At 55.4% G+C, this 21,532-nt stretch carries 19 protein-coding genes and 2 tRNA genes; 8 read left to right on the forward strand and 13 right to left on the reverse strand.

Translation table 11 applies throughout. The annotated features are described in order from the left end of the window. Window positions 1-48 precede the first annotated feature (48 nt). The 8 genes from ACN0XZ_RS08695 (at window position 49) to ACN0XZ_RS08730 (ending at window position 9,538) form a co-directional block, all read left to right on the forward strand. The gene (locus tag ACN0XZ_RS08695; protein ID WP_417457345.1) at window positions 49-1,335 is read left to right on the forward strand and encodes an NAD(P)/FAD-dependent oxidoreductase; all 1,287 of its coding nucleotides are present in this window, start codon (window positions 49-51) and stop codon (window positions 1,333-1,335) included. A gap of 36 nt (window positions 1,336-1,371) precedes the next feature. Then, window positions 1,372-2,232 carry a hypothetical protein gene (locus tag ACN0XZ_RS08700; RefSeq protein WP_417457346.1) on the forward strand — a complete coding sequence of 287 codons (861 nt, stop codon included), beginning with the start codon at window positions 1,372-1,374 and terminating at the stop codon, window positions 2,230-2,232. Between the two features lie 11 nt (window positions 2,233-2,243). Then, window positions 2,244-2,990 (forward strand): gamma-glutamyl-gamma-aminobutyrate hydrolase family protein, encoded by a 747-nt coding sequence (locus ACN0XZ_RS08705; protein WP_417457347.1) that lies wholly within the window; start codon window positions 2,244-2,246, stop codon window positions 2,988-2,990. Window positions 2,991-3,045: 55 nt separating this feature from the next. Then, complete coding sequence (locus ACN0XZ_RS08710) at window positions 3,046-4,407, forward strand: glutamine synthetase family protein (RefSeq protein WP_417457348.1); 1,362 nt, start codon at window positions 3,046-3,048, stop codon at window positions 4,405-4,407. A 5-nt stretch (window positions 4,408-4,412) separates the two neighbouring features. Beyond that, window positions 4,413-5,789, forward strand: coding sequence for an aminotransferase (locus tag ACN0XZ_RS08715; RefSeq protein WP_417457350.1), 1,377 nt, complete (start codon window positions 4,413-4,415; stop codon window positions 5,787-5,789). 10 nt (window positions 5,790-5,799) lie between these two features. Continuing rightward, window positions 5,800-7,296, forward strand: a complete 1,497-nt coding sequence (locus ACN0XZ_RS08720; protein WP_417457351.1) for an aldehyde dehydrogenase — start codon at window positions 5,800-5,802, stop codon at window positions 7,294-7,296. Window positions 7,297-7,390: 94 nt separating this feature from the next. Next, complete coding sequence (locus tag ACN0XZ_RS08725) at window positions 7,391-8,773, forward strand: Na+/H+ antiporter NhaC family protein (RefSeq protein WP_417457352.1); 1,383 nt, start codon at window positions 7,391-7,393, stop codon at window positions 8,771-8,773. A gap of 9 nt (window positions 8,774-8,782) precedes the next feature. Beyond that, entirely contained in the window at window positions 8,783-9,538 is a 756-nt protein-coding gene (locus ACN0XZ_RS08730; protein WP_417457353.1) for a GntR family transcriptional regulator, read from the forward strand. 20 nt (window positions 9,539-9,558) lie between these two features. Here ACN0XZ_RS08730 and ACN0XZ_RS08735 read toward each other — a convergent pair whose 3' ends face one another. From ACN0XZ_RS08735 to secF, 13 genes are all read right to left on the reverse strand, one after another. Beyond that, window positions 9,559-10,242, reverse strand: a complete 684-nt coding sequence (locus ACN0XZ_RS08735; RefSeq protein ID WP_417457354.1) for a M15 family metallopeptidase — start codon at window positions 10,240-10,242, stop codon at window positions 9,559-9,561. Window positions 10,243-10,251: 9 nt separating this feature from the next. Then, window positions 10,252-11,076, reverse strand: coding sequence for a MipA/OmpV family protein (locus ACN0XZ_RS08740; RefSeq protein ID WP_417457355.1), 825 nt, complete (start codon window positions 11,074-11,076; stop codon window positions 10,252-10,254). Beyond that, window positions 11,061-12,215 (reverse strand): endonuclease/exonuclease/phosphatase family protein, encoded by a 1,155-nt coding sequence (locus ACN0XZ_RS08745; protein ID WP_417457356.1) that lies wholly within the window; start codon window positions 12,213-12,215, stop codon window positions 11,061-11,063. The genes ACN0XZ_RS08740 and ACN0XZ_RS08745 overlap by 16 nt, the downstream gene beginning before the upstream one ends. 280 nt (window positions 12,216-12,495) lie before the next feature. After that, a tRNA-Glu gene (locus tag ACN0XZ_RS08750) sits at window positions 12,496-12,571 on the reverse strand. Window positions 12,572-12,599: 28 nt separating this feature from the next. Further along, window positions 12,600-12,675, reverse strand: a tRNA-Glu gene (locus ACN0XZ_RS08755). Between the two features lie 76 nt (window positions 12,676-12,751). Beyond that, window positions 12,752-14,566, reverse strand: coding sequence for a single-stranded-DNA-specific exonuclease RecJ (gene recJ, locus ACN0XZ_RS08760; RefSeq protein ID WP_417457357.1), 1,815 nt, complete (start codon window positions 14,564-14,566; stop codon window positions 12,752-12,754). 9 nt (window positions 14,567-14,575) lie between these two features. Then, a complete protein-coding gene (glpX, locus tag ACN0XZ_RS08765; protein WP_417457358.1) occupies window positions 14,576-15,538 on the reverse strand; it encodes a class II fructose-bisphosphatase in 963 nt (320 codons plus the stop codon). A 16-nt stretch (window positions 15,539-15,554) separates the two neighbouring features. Next, entirely contained in the window at window positions 15,555-16,859 is a 1,305-nt protein-coding gene (locus tag ACN0XZ_RS08770) for a homoserine dehydrogenase (RefSeq protein ID WP_417457359.1), read from the reverse strand. Window positions 16,860-16,898: 39 nt separating this feature from the next. Further along, window positions 16,899-18,122, reverse strand: coding sequence for an LL-diaminopimelate aminotransferase (locus ACN0XZ_RS08775; protein ID WP_417457360.1), 1,224 nt, complete (start codon window positions 18,120-18,122; stop codon window positions 16,899-16,901). Between the two features lie 258 nt (window positions 18,123-18,380). Beyond that, the gene (locus ACN0XZ_RS08780) at window positions 18,381-18,932 is read right to left on the reverse strand and encodes a hypothetical protein (protein ID WP_417457361.1); all 552 of its coding nucleotides are present in this window, start codon (window positions 18,930-18,932) and stop codon (window positions 18,381-18,383) included. Between the two features lie 149 nt (window positions 18,933-19,081). Further along, window positions 19,082-19,915, reverse strand: a complete 834-nt coding sequence (locus ACN0XZ_RS08785; protein ID WP_417457362.1) for a hypothetical protein — start codon at window positions 19,913-19,915, stop codon at window positions 19,082-19,084. Between the two features lie 216 nt (window positions 19,916-20,131). Further along, a complete protein-coding gene (locus tag ACN0XZ_RS08790) occupies window positions 20,132-20,539 on the reverse strand; it encodes an Mth938-like domain-containing protein (protein WP_417457363.1) in 408 nt (135 codons plus the stop codon). Window positions 20,540-20,545: 6 nt separating this feature from the next. Further along, window positions 20,546-21,526: a protein translocase subunit SecF gene (gene secF, locus ACN0XZ_RS08795; RefSeq protein WP_417457364.1), complete on the reverse strand. Its 981-nt coding sequence runs from the start codon at window positions 21,524-21,526 to the stop codon at window positions 20,546-20,548. Window positions 21,527-21,532 lie beyond the last annotated feature (6 nt).

The raw sequence follows: 21,532 nt of genomic DNA on the forward strand, positions 1-21,532 counted from the left end.
CGGCCACTGACTTCACAGCGACCGATTTGTTTGCAAGGTGTAATTTTGATGCAACAGATTGAACATACCGGCTCATATTATGCAGCGACGGCCAACTCGGCACCCGCGCGCCCAAAGCTCACCGGCGATATTGAAACCGATGTCTGTATCGTTGGTGCCGGTTTCACCGGCATTGTCACGGGCCTGACGCTGGCTGAACTTGGCTATAAGGTTGTGATTCTCGAGAGCGCCAAGGTTGGCTGGGGCGCATCTGGCCGCAATGGTGGACAGATTATCAACGGCTTTAGCCGTGAGATTGATTATATTGAGAAAACCGTTGGCCGCGAAGGTGCGCTTGCCCTCGCCTCCCTTGCGCTTGAAGGTGGCAACGTCATCCGCGAGAATGCGAAAAAATACGATATCGAATGTGACCTCAAGCATGGCTCAGTGCTAACCGCCTACACAGAGCGGCAGATGAAAGACATTGCCGAGACGATTGAGTTATGGAAGCCGCTCGGGCGCGACGGTATCGACCTGCTCAGCAAAGCTGATGTACGCAAACATGTTGGCACGGACGAATACATAGGCGGCTGGCTCGACCATAATGGCGGCCATATTCACCCCCTCAACCTCGTTCTTGGTGAGGCGGCAGCGGCTGAGGCGGCTGGCGCCACTATATATGAGCAAACACGGGTAACCCGTGTTAATCATCACCTGGATACCCCCGTTGTGCACACGGAGAGCGGCTCGGTCACTGCCCGGTATGTTGTGCTCGCTGGTAACGCTTATCTCGGGAAAACCGTGAAGGAGCTCTACCCCAAAATCTTGCCAGCCAGTACACAGATCATTGTGACCGAGCCGCTCTCCGATTCCATGGCAAAAGACATTCTGCCAACGGACATGTGCGTGGAAGATGCCAACTATGTGCTCGACTATTTCCGCCTGACCGCCGACAAGCGCCTGCTGTTCGGTGGCGGTACAGTCTATGGCGGCGAAGACGTGGACGACGTAGAGAAAGCCCTGCGCCCGAATATGGAGCGGCTTTTCCCCGCAACCAAAGGCGTGAAAGTGGAATTTGGCTGGCAGGGCAACATTGCCCTCACCTGGTCGCGGCTACCGCACGTCGGACGTCTTGGCAAAGCGACATATTTCGCCCATGGTTATAGCGGCCATGGTGTGACAAGCTCTCACATGATGGGACGGCTTGTTGGTGCAGCTGTGCATGGCGACGCCAGCCTGTTTGACGTGTTTGCCGGGATGCCGGCACGCAGCTTCCCAGGCGGCCAACTATTGAGTGTTCCGCTCAGCACCATCGGATGCTGGTGGTATTCCATGCGAGATAAATTAGGCGTCTAGAAGCCCGCACGGCAACGAGACGCTGGGGGAACAAGAGTGACCGCAGAGCGACGTATTCTAGGGTTTAAACCTGAAACACTTTTCCAAGTGTTCAAGTACACAATCTATACGCTGATTTTCATCAACCTGATTTATTTCCTTCATGAGGAATATGTCGCGCTTGCTATCCGCTTCCCGGAAGGCATTGGCATAAGCCACGCTTTTGACGCGTTTTCCCAGTCAACTGACTCATTCGCCTGGCTCGTGTTACTTCTTATCTTTGAGCTGCAAACCTATGTTATTTCAGATGAAAACCTAAAGGGTGCCTTAAAGTGGGGCCTGAACCTACTCGCAGGCATCTGCTACGTGCTGATCCTGCAAGCGCTCATGGGCTACATCAATCATATGGAAGTGATGTTTGGCTTCATACCTCATTTAACGGGTACAGGATGTGAGGCTGTAGGCACTGTTTCCAGCATCGCCGTTGACCTCTATGAGTTCCCCGACTTGACTACAGAAAACTGCAACATGCTTGTGCCAGGGGCCACCTTCTTTAATGAACATCTGAACGCGTTTACCACGGCTCAACTGCTGCCCTATCTTGAAAATCTCGCTCTAACGGATGTAATCAACGCCGCGACCTGGGTCCTGATCGTGATCGTGCTCTGGATCGATATTTTCCTGCAGCTCCGCCGGGAACTGACCGAAAAGCTCTATAAATGGAACGGCGTACTGAAAGCCGTGCTCTATGCAACCCTTATCGCCTGCTGCAGCTATTGGGCGTGGCTGGGTGATTTTATGGGCTTCTGGGATGCTTTCCTGTGGATCGTGGCCTTCTTCTTTATCGAAATGAACCTCTTCAAGTGGCATGAGGCTGCCCCTGCTGACGCGGACGAAGAAGAAACACAAGAAGCTTAAGAAGTAAGAAGATGAAAAAACCTATTGTAGCCATCGTTTGTGACACGACCCAACAGGGCCCTCACCGCTATCATCAGGTGGGCGATAAATATATTCAGGCGCTCATTCGCTGCTCAGATGTGACACCAGTGCTTATCCCTGCCCTCGAAGAGCCCATTGCTGCGGCCGCAATTCTCGATATAGCAGATGGCGTGCTGTTTACAGGTGGTTACAGCAACATTCAGCGTCACCACTATGGTGACATTCCCGCCCCTGAAGGGGAACATGAAGACCCCGCACGGGATAAAAACACCCTCCCCCTTGTGCGCGCAGTGCTTGAGGCTGGCCTTCCCATGCTTGGTATATGTCGCGGCCTGCAGGAGTTGAACGTGTCGCTCGGCGGCACGCTTTACCCGCGCGTGCATGAGATTGATGGCCGTATGGACCACAGGGAAAACAAAAACGACCCGGTTGAGGTTCAATACGGCCCGGCTCACAGCGTAACGGTGAAAGCTGGTGGCGCACTTCACAAGATCACGGGTGAACAGGAATTTATGGTCAACACAGTGCACGGCCAAGCCATTCGCGATCTCGCACCCGGCCTAACAGTTGAAGCATTGGCGCCGGACAGCACGATTGAAGCCGTATCCGTAGACGACGCGACCAATTTTGCCCTCGCGGTGCAATGGCACCCGGAATGGAAGGCGTGGGAAAACCCACAATCGACGAAGATTTTTGAAGCGTTCGGCAACGCCGTGCGTGCAACACAAAGGGCTTAAGCCCAAACCTTTAGAGAAGGACAGAGCCCAGCAATGGGACCTGCATTGGTGATCCATGTATGATGCAAAGCGCATCGAGGAACTGGATAAATGGCTGAAAGCCGAAAATATCGATGACATCGAGTGCATGGTGGCAGACAACGCAGGCATTGCCCGCGGCAAGTCCATGCCCCGCACCAAATTCATTGACGGCTTGAAGACACGCGGCCTCAGGCTGCCGGAAACGGTGTTTGGCATGACCATCACCGGGGATTATGCCCTCAACGATTACCTGTCGGAGACCGAGCGGGATGTTGTGCTTCTCCCTGATCTCGACACCCTCTGCATGACCCCTTGGCAGCCCGAACCAACGGCTGCGGTGATCTGTGATGCAGAACTCGACAACGGCGCACCGGTGGAGTTTTCACCGCGCCAGGTTTTGAAGCGTGTGCTGAAACTTTATGAAGATGAAGGCTGGCAACCAATCGTTGCTCCTGAATTCGAGTTTTACCTTATAGATCGCCAAGAAGATGTTGAATCCTCACCGATTTCTCCGGTTGGAATGTCAGGTCGCAGGGATAGTGGCTCGGCGCCGTATTCTATCGACAGCCTTGATGAATTCGCACCCTATTTTGATGATGTGTACGACGCCTGTGAGGCGCAGCGCATCAATGTAGATGAGCTTATTCATGAAGCTGGCCCGGCTCAATTTGAGTTTAACGTAGTGCACGGCCCGGCACTTAATGTGGCAGACCAATCGTTCCTCTTCAAACGCATCCTCCGTCAGATCGCTATCCGGCATAATATGTTCGCCACCTTTATGGCGAGCCCTTACCCGGATACATACGGCAGTGCAATGCACATTCACCAGTCGGTGGTTGACTTGAAGACCGGCAAAAACATCTTCGCCAATGAGGACGGCAGCCATTCGGACCTGTTCTTGTCTCACATTGCGGGGCTGCAAAACTATATGCATGAAGCCATGCCGCTGATCGCCCCCTTTGTGAACAGCTATCGCCGCTTCTCGCTTGCGTGGTCCGCGCCCACGAACACCCACTGGAGCCGCGAAAACCGCTCTGTGGGCTTGCGCGTACCCGGCGGCGCCAAGGAAAGCCGCCGTATCGAGAACCGCGTATCGGGTTCTGACGTAAACCCATATTTCGCGATCGCTGCGTCCCTTGCATGCGGTTATCTGGGCATGAAAAACAAGCTTAAACCAGCGCCAGAGTTTCGCGGCTCTGCGTATGAGGCACGCGGCAGGTCCTTGCCCAGCCACTTCCTTGAAGGGCTCAAGAACATGCGGGAAAGCAGCGCTCTCAAAGAAATTCTCGGCGAAGGCTTTGTTGAAACATACCTCGACGCCAAGGCTATGGAATACGACAGTTATTCCTCCGTCCTGAGCCCATGGGAAACGAAATACCTCCTACTCACGGTGTAAGACTAATGAACCAATTCTCAAACCAGACCAAATTCTGGCAGAGCCAGGATGCGGACCACCATTTGCATCCTTTCACCACCCACCCGCAGCTTCGCGAGCGGGGTGTCCGCATGATCACGGGGGCCAAGGGTATCTATCTGACCGATTCAGAGGAACACAAAATCCTCGACGGCATGGCTGGCCTCTGGTGCACACAGGTGGGGTATGGGAACGAAGAGATTGTGGAGGCTGCCACCAAAGCAATGCGTGAGCTTTCCTACTACAACCTCTTTTTCATGACATCGAACCCCTATGCCACTGAGCTCGCGGCAAAGGTCGCTGAAAAGACACCTGAAGGCATTTCGCAGGTACTGTTCGCCTGCTCAGGTTCCGAAGCGGTTGATAGTGCCTATAAGCTCATCAAATACTACTGGAACCTCAAGGGGCAGCCCCAGCGCAAACAATTTATCGCGCGCGAGCGGGCTTATCACGGCTCCACCACCGTCGCAGCGTCACTTTCCGGACTAACCGGCATGCACCCGCAGTTTGACCTCCCCATTGAGGGCATCCACCATATCGGGCCAACGCCACATCACTATAAGTTCGGGCAAGGGCTCACGGAGGAAGAATTCACCGACAAGTGCGTGCAGGCCCTTGAGGACAAGATCCTTGAGCTTGGACCAAAGAATGTTGCTGCTTTTGTGGGTGAGCCCGTTATGGGTGCTGGCGGCATGATGCCCCCACCCGCAGGCTATTGGCCTCGCATTGAGGCAGTATGCCGCAAATATGGTGTGCTTTTGTGGGCCGATGAGGTCATCACTGGCTGGGGCCGCACGGGGGAATGGTTTGGTAGTCAATACTTCGGCATCACGCCGGATGTGATGACCATGGCCAAAGGCATGACATCCGGCTATCAGCCGCTCTCTGCCGTGGCTCTCGGGCATGATATTGCTGACGAAATCGCCAAGGGTGACAGCGAAATGGTGCATGGTTTCACCTACTCCGGCCATCCGGTTGCCTGTGCAGTAGCCCTCAAGAACATTGAGATTCTTGAGCGAGACGGCCTTGTGGGCGACGCCGCCAAACCGCGTATCGCCTATTTCCAGGAACAACTGGCAACATTGGCGGACCACCCGCTTGTGGGCCAGGTGCGTTCGGTCGGTCTTCTTGGTGGGCTTGAACTGGTGGCGGACAAGGAAACCCGCGAACCGTTTGATGAAGCTCTGGACGTTGGTTTCAAGTGCCGTGAGCATTGCTTCAACACAGGCCTGATCATGCGGGCTGTGGGTGACGCCATGATCCTTTGCCCACCGCTTGTTATCACCAACGCGGAGATTGACGAGCTGGTTGCAAAAGCACGGAACGCGCTTGACCTCACCGCAAAGCAAATTGGCCGCATGTAAGGAGTGTACCATGAGCGAAAAAACACGTGGCTACTGGCAAGCTAAAGCTAAAGACGCCAAAATCCGGACCAAAGCCTTCATTGATGGTGAGTGGGTAGATGCCGCCTCTGGTGAAACATTCGAGACCATCAATCCTGCCACGGGCGAGGTGATTGCCCGCATCGCGAGCTGCGACAAGGCAGACGTGGACAAAGCGGTCACGGCTGCACGCCGTGCATTTAATGGCACAGGCTGGTCAGACCTGCACCCCACCAAGCGTGGGCAGATCATGGTCAATTTCAGCCGCCTTGTGGCTGAAAACGCGGATGAACTTGCTGTTCTTGAAGTGATGGATATGGGCAAGCCGATCTCGGACGCCACATCTATCGATATCCCGGCCGTTGTGAACTGCCTGCGCTGGTACGGCGAAGCGGCGGATAAGGTGCTGGACGAGATCGCACCCACGGATGCAGGCTCACTCGCCATGGTTACGCGCGAGCCTATCGGTGTGGTTGCTGCCGTGGTACCGTGGAACTTCCCTGCCCTCATGGCCGCATGGAAGCTGGGGCCCGCTCTTGCCTCAGGTAACTCGGTAATCCTCAAACCCGCCGAACAGTCACCGCTCACAGCCCTTCGCCTCGCTGAGCTCGCGTATGAGGCTGGCATCCCGAAAGGTGTCTTCAACGTAGTGCCCGGGCTTGGCCACACCGCCGGCAAGGCGCTGGGCCTTCATATGGACGTGGACGGCCTGGCTTTCACTGGCTCCACACAGGTTGGCAAATATTTCATGGAATACTCCGGCCAGTCGAACCTGAAGCGGATCGCGCTTGAGTGCGGCGGCAAAAGCCCACACATCATCATGGATGACTGCCCTGACCTTGACGCAGCGGCGAACGCTGCGGCTGGCGCTATTTTCTTCAACCAAGGCGAGGTTTGCACTGCAGGTTCCCGCCTGTTGGTGGACAAGAAAATCAAAGACAAGTTCCTCGCGAAAGTGCTGGAAGCCGCAAAGGGCTGGATACCGGGCGATCCGCTCGACCCAAAAACCAACCTTGGCGCCATCGTCGACAAGGAACAGCACGCCCGCATCATGAGCTTCGTTGAGAAAGCCAAGTCTGAGGGCGGCAAGCTTGAGGTTGGCGGCAGTGTCGCCCGCGCAGAATCAGGCGGTTATTTCATCGAACCAACAGTATTTGACGGTGTAACGCCTGAGATGACGATCGCGCGTGAAGAGATCTTCGGCCCTGTACTGGCGGTGATTGAATTTGATGGTGAAGAGGAAGCGATCGAGATTGCCAACAACACCATCTACGGCCTCGCCGCAGCGGTCTGGAGCAGGGATATCAGCCGCGCACACCGGATGGCGCGGGCACTACAGGCAGGTACCGTCTGGGTGAACTGCTGGGACCCAACCGGTGATCTATCCATACCGTTCGGGGGCTACAAACAAAGCGGCTTCGGCCGGGATAAATCGCTCCACGCGTTTGACAAATATACAAACTTGAAAACCACGTGGGTTCAGCTATAGCAAATTAGAGGCGCGGCATTAGGCCCGCGCCTTTTTTGATGACGTAACAATCAGGCAAAAACCTGATCGATGGGGTTCTGGGGAGAAAAACATCATGGAAACGGCAGACGCGCTTCAATCCGCGAGCCATATGGGGGCCTTGTCACTGATCCCGACACTTCTGGTTTTGGTGATCGCGGTATGGATCAAACGGCCAATTGAGGCCCTGCTCGCAGGTGCCATCATGGGTGTGATCATGCTGAATGGCACAGAATCCGTTGGCGCTTTTGCTGATATGGCCGTGCGTACGCTGCAAGATGATGATCTCGCCTGGATTATTCTGGTCTGTGGCGGCATGGGCAGCCTCATTGGCATCTTTATCCGCACCGGCAGCCTGCATGCTTTCATGGAAAAGGTCACGAAAGGTGTGACCACGCGTTTCGGTGCCCTGATGGCGACATGGCTGATGGGGATAGCACTGTTTGTAGATGACTATCTGAACTCCATCACCGTGGGGGCCGCCATGCGCAAAATCACGGACAAGTTCAAAATCTCCCGCGAGATGCTGGCCTATGTGATCGATAGCACCGCAGCGCCTGTGAGCGTGATTATCCCTATCTCCACTTGGGCTGTGTTTTTTGGCACCATCCTTGTTGATGTCGGCATGGCAGAGGAAGGCCACGGCATCATGGCTTACATCAGCGGCATTCCCTATATGCTCTATCCCTGGATCGCGGTGCTGATGGTGCCACTGGTGGCATCGGGCAAGCTGCCGCTTTTCGGCCCAATGAAAGCGGCAGAGTTACGTGCGGCTGGCGGTCAGTCGATTCCGCCGGGGGCTGAACATATCCACAAGGCGCACCTCGCGATCCAGGAGCGCAAAGGGGTAGACCGCAGGATTTCGCTCTTTGTAATCCCGCTCCTCACCCTCGTTGGTCTCACGCTCTACTTTGACCTTGAATTCCTGAGAGCCACCATCGCGACGCTGGGCCTGACTGCTATCGCTGTCCTCGCACTCAAGATCCTTGACCTGCATGACACTTTCGACACAGTGATCGAAGGCTTTAAGACCATGATTGAGCCTCTGGCCATCATCTTCGCGGCCTATATGCTCAAGGACGTAAACGGCTCGCTGGGGCTCACCACCTATATCCTCGAGCTCACCCAACCCTTCATGACCGCACAAACGCTGCCGTTCATTGTGTTTGGTGTGATGGGGCTTATCGCCTTTGCCACGGGTTCAAGCTGGGGCATGTTTGTGATCGCACTCCCTATTATTGCGGAGCTTGCCATCGCGACAGACGCCAATATCCCGCTCATTATCGGGGCGACGTTGTCAGCCAGCACTTTCGGCAGCCATGCTTGTCTCTATGCAGATGCAACGGTGCTGACGGCGCAGAGCTGCGGCTGTACCTCAATCCAGCATGCACTGACACAGTTGCCTTATGCATTCCTCGCGGCGCTATTATCCTTGATTGGCTTCGCCTTCCTTGCGTAGAAAGAGGATATGAGCAAAAACGACATCAATTTTGACAAGCTGGCGCACGAGACGGGTGAAACCGCTCAGGAATGGGTATATCGCGCGCTACGCTTTGCAGTGATGTCTGGTCAGGTCCAACCCGGCCGGGCGCTAACCATCCGCGGTATTGCCGATATGCTGGACGTATCTGCCATGCCGGTACGGGAAGCGCTCAGGCGCCTGACCTCCGAAGGTGCGCTTGAACTGAAATCCAACCGCCGCATTATGGTGCCTGACCTGTCCCCTGCCCGCCTTGCGGAACTTCTGGAACTTCGCATCATGCTGGAAGTCCACGCGGCTGAACGGGCGCTGCCTTATATATCGGACGCAAAGCTAAGCGAACTTCATGCCCTGAATGATGAACAGAACAAGGCCTTTGAAGCCCCAGACCCGCAGGGCATTATCATCGGCAATCAGGCTTTCCACCGGGCGCTCTATCTGGCGCACCCGCACGCTGTGACCTTGCCGATGATCGAACGTATCTGGTTGCAGCTTGGCCCATTGCACCGCCTTGCACTCGCGAACCTTGAAAAACATTATGTGACCGATAGGCATGTGGAAATCATGCAGGCCATTGAAACCCGCAACCCGTTCGGGCTTAAAGCCGCAATTGAAGCAGATATCAGGGACGGTGCCGGTTATATGACACAAACCGAACTGCTGGAACGGTATACCCGCGCGGAGGCCGACAATCTGGTCATGCCGGGCAAGGACTATATGAACCGCCTCGTAAAAACGTCCTAGACGCTTACTCGCTCAAGCGCCTATTCCACCACAAAATCGAAGTAAGTATCAGGGTAAGGCTCGTCCGCAAGCGAGAAATGCCACCACTCGGCTTCATACGGCTTGAAGCCGTGCTTGAGCATAAGCCCACGCAGAAGCGCCCTGTTTTTCTGCGCCTCCACCGGGATATCAGTGTTTAGCGCATGCGAGATTGGGCCAAAAAAGTCCCAAGGGCTGCCCATATCGAGCTCAACCGCTTTCCCGTTCTCATCAACCTTAGCTATGGTCAGGTCAATGGTTGAGCCGCGCGTGTGGCCAGATTTTTCTGCGATATACCCCTGTGGCACCAACTGGTCTTTGCTGATATTCGGGTAATAGCTGGCCTTGTTTTTGGTATCAGCGCTGTCTTTCACCCATGCCATAAAGTCATCCACAGCACGCTGGGGGCGGTAGCTGTCAAACACCATAAGGGTATAGCCCATGGGCCGAAGGTCGTCTTGCACAGCGGCAAGTGCATCGGCCCCTTCCTGGCTCATCAGGGATTTTGCAGCCAAGTAACCCGCAATTGGGCGGCCCATGAAATTCTTGTGCCCTGCGTAGCGGGTTTCAACCACAATGCCAGGAATATAGTCTGCGAGGTTCACAAAGCCCTCATGGCCTTCCGCACTAGCGGATGCAGTACCACCCATGGCCACCATCGCTCCTAAAACAAGTGCCTTGATCATCTTCATCCCTTAAAACAGCCATACAACGCCAATCTGTGCCCTTGCCTGCACCCGGTGTTCGCGGGCCAGCGGGCTCAAGGCCGCGTTGTCTTTCAACTTGGAAAGGCGAACACCGCCTTTCAGCAGCCAATTTTTAGCAAGGCGATGCTCGGATGACAACTCGGCATGCACTTCATAAAGCCCACCACCCGCCCTGTACGCCGGGAAGCGGGCGTGGCCTTGCGGCACACCAAAATAGGCTTGCATATAGTCTGGTGAGCCCCATGTGCCGCCGATAACGGGCACGAGCTTGAACCTTGAATTCACTTCAAAAAGATAACCGCCTTCCAGCTCCACCTGAAAACCGTCATGCACTTCACCGGTGCCCATATAGGCCTCGGCGGTCAAGAAGAGTTTATAAAGCGAAGTGCCCGCGAACAGGCCGACCTCAACCGCGTCGCCAATCTCATCGGCGGGGCCGAGATCAGGGCGGATCAGATCATCACGTCGCCCATCATTAAAGCGCGCGATCACACCCGCCCGCAACAGACGGCGGCTTGTAAGAACAGCCCCTATCTTATTGTTTTCAATAAAAAATGTATCCTTGTAGCTGACCCTTAGGTCTAGCCCAAGCGAGGTCACGTGCTCACCCGCCCCCAAGGCACGCGGGCTGAGGTTCAGTGCAACCCCTACCTGCCCCACCCAGGCATCGTTTTTGCGCTCATCTTCCACAGGTACAGATTCGATATAGACAGGCTGACCGGTACGCCCAAGATCAATAGTCTGCGCAAACGCCGGAGTTGCCACCAGCGCCAGAATACCCAAGACAGTTAAACGCCCTAGCGTGAGGTCCATGAAGATTGCCCTGATGCGGGTGCTATGCTCGCCGCATTTGGCGTAATGCGATATTCAACCTCATACCCAAGGTGGTCAGAAAGCTCTCGCCCGTCCAGCTCTTCCTTGAAGTTGCGCACCATATAGACCGGCTTGATCAGATAGTTTTCTGAGCCCTGAAAAAAATGTTTATCGTTGGTGTTATAAAGCACCTGAGCCTTTGGCGTGCCTTCATCAAGGCGGCAGACCCCTTCAGTGCCAAGGCAGTCTTCTGCGGCATCCACAAGCGGTAGGGTCGCACGGAAATAATCATACCGCTCCCGCTGCTTGGTGTTGAAGTCACCTGCCACAATAGCGGGAGCCGAACCACAAAGCTTCTTCATGAACCAGCTGAGGGTATCCGTCTGGCGCTGGTGCGCGCGAAACACATGTTTGGACGGCGCTTTGGCTGACCGCCGTGAATTGAAGTGCGAGTTGATAATATCGATAGGCACGGAAACGCCCGGCACCTGAATACTTGCCATCAGGATCGCTTTATTGGACAGGCAATCATAGCCTGCGCACATATCGCTATCGAACACCTTATGCTGGGCTTTCACGATGGGATAATCCGACAGGATATAAAGCCCGCTGCCGATAAACTTCTGGGGGTCCGAGAAACTGGCATAGGTTTTACGGGTTTGCGGCACCCAGTGGGCGCGCCCCTTCTCTGAATTATCCTTACGCCCCGGGCCCTTAAGCACATACCGGTAACCGGTGGTATCCGCGATTATACGGGCGTCACCGTCGAAAGCCTCCTGTAGGAGAACCACTTCTGGCTGCGATCCTTCCGCCCGGCGCGCGCGTAGGATTTCAGCGATGCGTTCAAAAAGCGGGGTGGTTTTACTGCGCAGCGGCGACGGTAAACCATGAATATTATAAGAAAGTACCTTGAGACTGACACCATCGTTCAGGTTTTTAGGAGAGACTGACGTCAAAACTGTGGCGGGATTCGGGGCCACTGTGGCGGAAAGTGTGGCGACATTTGTGGCATGAAGTGTGGCGGAGGGCATCACACCGGTTGCCACAGGACTCTCGGCAAAAACGGCACCACTTGCCGATATGCCAGCAAAGACGCCCATCACCGTCAAAATGTCGCGAGATAATTTCTTCAACGTCACCTAATCCCTTGCCCGCACCCTTTATGCCGAGCCCATGTGTATGCAATATGACAAACATTTGGCGAAAAAGAGACAATCGGGCCATGAGGTGACGCTAAGATGACGATCGACCGATGCCACACTCCCATCGCTTCTCCCCAAAGCTAACAGCAAGCACTTTATCGCCAGTTAACGTGCCAGATTTTTTTGGAAAAGCAACGGTTTGCCAACTCGCGCATCGCGAATGACCGGTGAAAACAAAAAAGCCCCGCGAAATGCGAGGCTCATTTAAGGTGAGAAGTGGTGATCCCTACGGGACTCGAACCCGTGTTTTCGCCGTGAAAGGGCGACGTCCTAGACCGCTAGACGAAGGGACCATTCTCACTTGAATGGTCTGTCAGGAGATGGTGATCCCTACGGGACTCGAACCCGTGTTTTCGCCGTGAAAGGGCGACGTCCTAGACCGCTAGACGAAGGGACCGCAAATCAATCTCCGATGCGACGGGGGCCTAGATACCGGGGTGCAGCAGCCCGGTCAACACCTTTTTGCATTTTTCTTACGGTGCACCAACAAGCGCCACGTCCTCAAGCGTCATTTCCACTTTACCGGCCCCGGCCCAGGTGTCTTTCTTGAGCTTTCCTGCCACGTGGAAGCGCCTGCCGATGCCTGTGCGCAAAAGCTCGCCCAAGGGTTCCTCCCACTGCCGGAAGGCCATAGCCTTAATGGATTTGCCGTCCTTGGATTTGAAGATACAGCGCAGATGATTCTGCCCCACAAGGTCAGCCTTAATAAGGTCCACATCCGGGATCACGAAGTTGGGGGTCGGGTTGCCCGCCCCAAAGGGGCCTACTGCATCGATCTGGTCAACAAGCTCAGCCGTTGCGCCTGAGAGGCTCACCACCCCGTCAATTTTAAGCGCACGGTTGGACGACGCCTTGGCAACAGCCTTGCCCATGAAATCTTTCAGGAAGGCCGTGAATTCCTCAATCTTGTCAGGCGCCATCGTAAGCCCTGCCGCCATCGCATGGCCGCCGCCTTTGATCAGCAAACCTTTTTGCACGGCCTCAATCACCGCCGCGCCCATATCCACACCGCTGATGGAACGGCCTGAGCCCTTGGCTTCACCATTTTCAATCGCGAGCACGAAGGCAGGCAGGCCGTATTTATCTTTGAGGCGCGACGCCACAATGCCAATAACACCCGCGTGCCAGCCCTCACCTGCGGCGACCACAACCGTATCCGGGCTGCCCGCCGCACCAATAGCGCGCTCCACCTGCGCCAAGGCTTCCGCCTGCACTTCGGCTTCAATCGCCCGGCGCTCTTCATTGTAGCGGTCGAGCTTTTCCGCTATCGCACGTGCCTCAACGATATCATTCGTGGTGAGAAGCTGTGCGCCAAGGTAGCTTTCCCCTACCCGGCCACCGGCATTCACCCGCGGGCCCAGAATAAACCCCGCATGATAGCACGTAGGCTGTTCAGACACGCGCCCCACGTCTGCAAGGGCCACAAGCCCCGGTGTACGGCGCTGGGCCATCACTTTGAGCCCCTGGGCCACCAGGGCGCGGTTCGCACCCACAAGCGGCACCACGTCACACACGGTACCAAGTGCTACGATATCGAGAAGGCCAAGCAAGTTCGGCTCCCGCCGTTCACCCGCAAACCATCCTGCTTCCCGCAGCGCCCGGTTCATGGCAACTGCCAGCAGGAAAGCAACACCAACTGCCGCCAACTGGCCCTGCCCGCTATCGTCATCAAGTCGGTTCGGGTTCACGACCGCCACGGCCTCAGGCAGCTCAGGTTCAGCTTTATGGTGGTCCACCACGATCACATCAAGCCCGGCAGCTTTCGCGGCTTTAAGCGGCTCAAATGAGAGCGTGCCGCAGTCAACGGTGATGATGAGCTTGACACCCGCCTCCCCCAGGCCCAGCAGCGCAGGCACATTGGGGCCGTAACCTTCCACCATGCGATCAGGGATATAGATGCGGACCTTGGCGCCAAGAGCAGTGAGGTAGCGATACAGCACAGCGCTTGAGGTCGCACCGTCCACATCATAGTCACCATAAATAGCAATCTCTTCACCGTGCTGAAGGGCACTTGCGAGCCGTGTGACGGCTTTATCCATATCGAGAATGGTAGACGGGTCCGGCAGGCTTTCCTTGAGAGACGGCGCAAAAAAATCAGGTGCCTCTTCAAGCCCGATGCCACGCCCGGCGATAAGCTGGCCCACCACCATCGGCACACCAAGCTTTTCGGCAATGGCTTCAGCGATGCGCGGCACACCGCCCCGCATCATCCATGCCTGCCCCAAAGCAGAACGGCGGACCCCAAGAAGAGGCTCCGCCGCATCAGTATTCTCAATCGTTTGTGTCAAAGCGTGCCCTTATTGCCGACCTTCTGGCCCATGGGTCGCCTGAACGCGGCGGATTGTTTTGGTTTTTGACCGCATGGTGATGGTATCCGTGGTGAACCCAGCCGCCGTGCGGTGCACGCCCTTGAGCATGGAACCATCGGTCACACCGGTTGCCGCGAAGATCACATCACCGGATGCCATATCTTCCATGGCGTATTTACGGTTCAGGTCCTCAATCCCCCACTTGGCTGCGCGTGCGCGTTCGTCATCGTTGCGGAACAACAGACGGCCCTGCATCTGACCACCAATGCAGCGGAGCGCTGCAGCTGCCAGCACACCTTCAGGTGCGCCGCCTGAGCCCATATAAAGGTCAATACCCGTTGCTTCATCGGTTGTTGCGATCACGCCAGCAACGTCACCGTCACCAATCAATGCAACACCACAGCCAAGCTCCCGCAGTTCCTTGATAAGCGCTGCGTGACGTGGGCGATCAAGCACACAAACCGTCATCTCATCGATAGCTTTGCCTTTGGCGTCGGCCACAGCGCGCACGTTGTCTGACGGGCTCTTGTCGAGATCAATCACGCCTTGTGGCAAACCACCACCAACAGCGATCTTGTCCATATACACGTCAGGTGCGTTCAGAAGGCCACCTTCGGCGGAGATTGCGAGTACCGCAAGCGCGTTTGGCATTGCCTTCGCGCAGATTGTTGTGCCTTCAAGCGGGTCAAGCGCGATATCAACCTTCGGGCCACCGGCGCCTACTTTTTCACCAATATAGAGCATTGGCGCTTCGTCGCGCTCACCTTCACCGATCACCACGGTGCCGTCGATTGGCAGTTTGTTGAACGCTTTGCGCATGGCCTCAACGGCAGCAGCATCAGCGGCCTTTTCATCACCACGGCCCGTCCATTTGCTTGCAGCAATTGCGCCCGCTTCGGTCACGCGAACCACCTCGAGAACCAAGATGCGGTTCAGATCCTGTGACGACATAAGATAGTTCCCCTTATTAAGCTTCTATTCTTAGCATTGCCGGGGTCTCTAGCACACATTCCAGTTCAGTGAAACGCTCAAGTGCGGATGCAACAGAAGCTTCAACAACTTCATGGGTTGTCATGATGATATATACACCACCATCGGATGCACGGCCACGCTGGAGCATGCTCTCGATCGATACCTGCTCTTCCGCCAAAATCTTGGTGATATCAGCCATCACACCGTGACGATCCTCAACGCGCAACCGCAGATAATAGGTGCCACGATGTTTAGAAACCGGCACAGGCGCTGCAACCCTAAGGCTAGATGCAGGAATACCAAGTCGGGGGCCACCTTGCCCACGCGCAACGTCAATAATGTCCGCCACAACAGCCGAAGCCGTCGGCCCTTCGCCTGCGCCGGCGCCTTCATAGACGGTCTGCCCCACAAAATCGCCGTGTACAACAACGGCGTTGACGGCATCCATCACATTGGCAAGCGGCGCTGCAATAGGCACCATGGCAGGATGGACGCGGGTCTCTATACCTTCTTCCGTTTGCTGGGCAACACCCAGAAGCTTGATTCTATAGCCCAGCTCCTTGGCATATTCGATATCCACCGGGGCGATGTTGCGAATGCCCTCGGTTGGCAGGTTTTCGATATCCGGCTCCGTACCAAACGCGAGCGCAGCCAAAATGGCCGTTTTGTGCGCTGTATCAATGCCGTCGATATCAAAGGTAGGGTCAGCCTCAGCATAACCAAGCTGTTGCGCGTCTTTCAAAACCACATCAAAGGCCAGGCCCTCGCGTTCCATACGGGTCAGGATATAGTTGCAGGTACCATTAAGGATACCGCGCACGCTCGAGACACCGTTACCCGCCAGACCTTCCCGAAGCGCCTTGATGATGGGTATACCGCCCGCAACTGCGGCCTCAAAACGGAGGTCAGCACCGGTTTCCTCGGCCAGTGCCGCCAGTTCCTTGCCATGGGTCGCAATAAGCGCCTTGTTTGCGGTGATCAGGCTGATGCCGCGCCCGAGTGCCTCGCGCGCCAGCGCCAGTGCCGGGCCATCTGAACCGCCAATAAGTTCAACAATGACATTGATGCCGGTGTCCGCCGCAGCCATATCAACCGCATTATCGAACCAGGCGTAGGACGAGAGGTCCACACCCCGGTCACGGCTTCTGTCACGGGCGGAAACACCACCAATCGTGATATTGCGCCCTGACCGCGCGGCCAGAAGGCTCGCGTGTTTTTCAAGGATTTTGATGACACCACCACCAACGGTGCCAAGCCCCGCAATACCAAGGACAATGTCCTGCCCGTCTGTCAAACTCATACTGATCTCCACTCTTGCGCGCCTCTCGCGCGCGAACCATTACTTTGATTTCTGTTTAGCACGCCACGCCGCAATCAGCTCATCTTTGCGGGACATGAATTTCTTAATGTTGCGGATAGCCTGCCTGATGCGGTGTTCATTCTCCACAAGGCCGATGCGGACAAAACCTTCGCCATACTCCCCAAACCCGATACCGGGTGAGAGCGACACCTTGGCTTCCGTCAGCAACAGTTTGGAAAACTCCATCGAGCCCATTTCCCTAAACTCCTCAGGGATAGGTGCCCAGGCAAACATACTGGCTTTGGGGCTTGGGATTTCCCACCCGGCAGCCGCCAACCCCTCAACGAGAACATCCCGACGTTTTTTATAGGTCTGGCGATGAAGCTCAATACAGTCCTGTGGGCCATTGAGCGCCGCCACAGCAGCAACCTGAATTGGCGTAAAAGCGCCATAGTCCAGATAGCTCTTAACCCGCGTGAGGGCGGCCACAAGGTCTTTGTTGCCCGCACCAAAGCCAACGCGCCACCCCGCCATCGAATATGTTTTCGACAGGCTGGTGAACTCAATCGCGATATCCTTCGCGCCCTTAACCTGCAGGATGGACGGTGGTGGGTTATCGTCAAAATAGATCTCGCAATACGCGAGGTCAGACAAAATCCAGATGCCGTGTTTCTTGCAGAAGTCCACCACTTCTTCATAAAAAGCCAAATCCACGACCTCTGCGGTCGGGTTACCCGGATAGCAGAGGATTACAGCCGTTGGCGTCGGAACACTATGCTGCACCGCGTACTTAAGCTCCGTCAGAAAATCATGCCCTGGCGCCATCGGGAGGTGGCGAACAGCCGCACCTGCGATCATGAAACCGTAGGGGTGGATCGGGAAGCTGGGGTTCGGCACGAGAATAACGTCGCCCGGTGTGGTGATGGCGGACGCGAGGTTCGCGAGCCCCTCCTTGGAGCCCAAGGTCACGACATTCTCGGTCTCAGGGTCGATGTCCACACCAAAACGGCGCTTATAATAAGCGGCATGGGCGCGGCGTAGCCCGGGAATACCACGGGAGACCGAGTAGCCGTGGGCTGTTGTGTTATCCACCGTTTCCTTAAGCTTATCAACGATGTGTTGCGGGGTTGGCAGGTCCGGGTTCCCCATCCCCATATCGATGATATCCTCACCACGCGCTCGTGCCGCCGCTTTCATCTGGTTTACTTCAGCAAACAGATAAGGCGGAAGGCGGCGAATACGGTAAAAGTCTTGCGTGCTCATGATGAGGTTTGATCCGGAATTGGTTTACACAAATGTTCAGTGAGATGGCTCTGCCATCAAAGGCCTAGCTCTAAGGGATAAAACCGGCGGGTGCAACGCCATTGCGCAATCATCGAAATGATTTTTATGGCGTTTAAGTAATTCTATTGCGCCACATAGATATAATCTAAGGTGAGAGTGCAGAACCCATCACATTCAGACAAAAAGAAACCGGGCAAAACCCGGTGTTCTCTTTGATTAGCACATGCAAGAGGCAGACTAGTGGTGCAGCGCTTCTTGCGCACGCTTCAGGGCCTTCTCGGCCTGCATAAGTGCTTTGCGGCTTTGCTGGCTTTTCACATCTGCGATTCGCGCCTTCAGTTCATGACGGCGTTTTTCAATCGTCGCATGTGCCTCAGCCAGCGCTTCCCGGCGCATGTTCTGCACATTGGTGTTCGCCACCACTCGCGTCTCAACTGCCTGCATCTCTGGTGCAGTCATGGCAAATGGCGCGATTGCAGCTTCAATCCGGGCTTCAATCTTATTCACGTCAAACTCGGTGATCATGGCTTCCGAGATTTTGAAGCTATGCTCAAACTCAGCATACATGCCTTCAATACGAGCATTAAGCGCCTGCTGGGATTCCTCACACTGTCCACCGCTGTGCTCGGATGAGGCAACCGGCGATAGATCCGCCATCTGGGTCGGCTCATCAGCCATATCAAGCACCATGGAGCCCACACCATCAAATGAGGTAAGCTGCTCTCCTGCGAAGGAAGAACCGCCGACAATGGCTGTGGTCGCAAGTGCGATGATAGCTAAGGGTTTCATTGCTATTCCCCGGTAGCGTTGAGTTGGCCCAAGAATGCTACACTATTACAAAAAGCTCAAGTAAACTTTTAATCTGGCACGCTTCACAAAAATGCGAGGAGGCAAAGCCCTTCGGCCTGCCTCCCATAAATTCGCTATATAGTGCTCACTTATTCAGGCTTGGCGTCTTCTTCCAACGCCTTCGCGCGCCGCTCATCAAGCCTTTGCTCAAGGCGCTCACGCTCGCGTTTCAGCTGTTCCTCAGCGCGGCGAAGCTCTTCAAGGTGCTGCTCTTCCATCTCGTCAAGTGACCGCGCTGCATGATCAAGGTCAATTACGTGGCGCTCCCGCGCTTCCGCATCAAACTCAAACTCCAGTTCGATGTCCTCAAAAGCCTCACGGATATCCTCACGCGCTTCGGCCAGGTCTTCCTTCAGCTCAATGCGCATCCGGCCAAGATCACCGACCTGGACTTCCATATCCCGGAGCGCACCTTCAAGCGCATCAATCTCAATACGGCGGATTTCTGCGTGGGACGGGCCATAAGCATAGGCATAGGTCATATGCTCTCGTTTGCTCTCAAGCGCCCTCAGCGCTGTTTCAAGGCCATCCTTTGCAGCTTCAAGCGCTCGCTTTTCTCCTTTCTTGCGGGCTTTTTCAATGCGCGCATTCACTTTCTCAAGCGCTTCTTTGGTTTCAGCAATCGCCTGCATGCGCTCCTCGTCAATATGCACACGGACGTGTTTCTGAATTTCGACCTTGTCCGCACCGTCCTTGTCTTCGCGGATAACCGTCACTGGCCCGCCGGATCGGATCACACGGATTTTTTTCTTCTCAACTTTCTTCTCTTCCGCGTTCTCGACCTTGTCTTCGTCGTCAAAAGCGACCATAGCGCCGCTGTTGCCCGCGAGCATGATGGTTGAAAGCGAAAGCCCTGCAATAAGGGCAATACGCCGCTTCATTGAGGACGCCTGATTTGTGATATCGATAATCGGTGTTGGCATCATAACCTCCGTAACTTCTGGCCCATTGGCAGGCCCTATCCTGTTGCTGTCTGACGCGCTGATGCTGTTGCCAGCGCTTATCACTTTCTTGTGATATTGAGACTGCGCCGAATGATCAGGAAGCGGAAGGCGATATCGACAGACGGACAGGAAACTGCGTCGAAATGCGGTGATGTGCGACGAAGCGATGTGCCTGAGCGACAAACGCGGCGGAGGTCAATCCACAGGTAGGAGAAGGGCCGCCACCTGACGCCCTTCAATCAGGAGCACATTATAGGTACGGGCGGCCGCGCCCGTATCCATCACATCATACCCGATGCCCTCAGCCTCTAAGTGACTTTTGAAGGCAGACGGCACAAGCTGCATCTTCTCGCCCGTCCCGATCAGGATCAGTTCAGGCTTCTGCGCAGCTTCGCGGGCTTTCACCACGTCGTTTGCGGTGAGGCTTTTCACATCTTCCGCTTCGATAGGGTAAAACCCCGTAGGCAGGACCATCACGCCCCCCTCTACCCGGCGGCCAAGCAGGCGAAAGCCTCCGTCTCCGTATCCGTCCACCAGAAGCAGATCGTCACGGGATTGTGCCTCAAGCGATACACCACCGGATGTGAAGCTTTTGCCTGCCATTATGCCCTACATCTGCTCAAACGGGTTGGTTGGGCGGGATTTGTCCACCGTAGGGTCAGCCTTCTCGGGCTCATTGATCATCGCATCACGGCGGATATCGAAGCTCAACAGCAGCGGTGATGCCACAAAGACCGAGCTATAGGTACCAACCACAACGCCCCAGATCATCGCCGCTGTGAAGCCCTGGATCACAGCACCACCAAGGAAATAGAGCGCCAGAAGCGCCAAAAGCGTGGTCAAGGACGTCATCAAGGTACGGCTGAGCGTCTGATTCAGTGACAGGTTGATCAGGTCCTCGAGAGGCAGCTTCCTGTATTTGCGGATATTCTCGCGGATACGGTCATAAACCACCACAGTATCGTTAAGGCTGTAACCAACAATAGTCAGAAGCGCTGCGATAACCGACAGGTTGAATTCAAGCCGGGTAACAGCAAAGAAGCCAACAGTCAGCAAAACGTCATGCACAAGTGCGACGACGGCGCCAAGCCCAAACTGCCACTCAAACCGAAACCAGATGTATATCAGCACCATGATAACAGCGATGGTAACCGCAAGCGTACCGTCGCGCTTCAGTTCACCGGACACCACCGGCCCCACGATATTTTCCTGCCGGAAGGTAATGCCCGGCACGGCTTCCGCCAGTGCTTCCCGCACCTTAACCATGGCGGCAGACTGCGCTTCTTCATCACCCGGCTGGCGCTCAACCCGCACAAGCGCCTCAGATGCGTCGCCATATTCCTTAACCGAGACATTGCCCAGCCCAAGCCCGCTTGCGGTCTCCCGCACGGTTGCGAGCGGCACTTCACTGCGGTCATTCATACCGATCTCGATGGCGATACCGCCTTTGAAGTCGATGCCGTAGTTCAGGCTATTGATCGCGAACAGCGCGATGGAGGCGAGGATAAGGAGGCCCGAGACTGCAAAAGCAATCTTGCGCGGCTTCATGAAAGCAATTTTTGTATTCTCTGGAACGAGACGTAAAAGCATGATCCG

The sequence above is a fragment of the Kordiimonas sp. genome (genome assembly GCF_048264555.1).
Lineage (GTDB): Bacteria > Pseudomonadota > Alphaproteobacteria > Sphingomonadales > Kordiimonadaceae > Kordiimonas.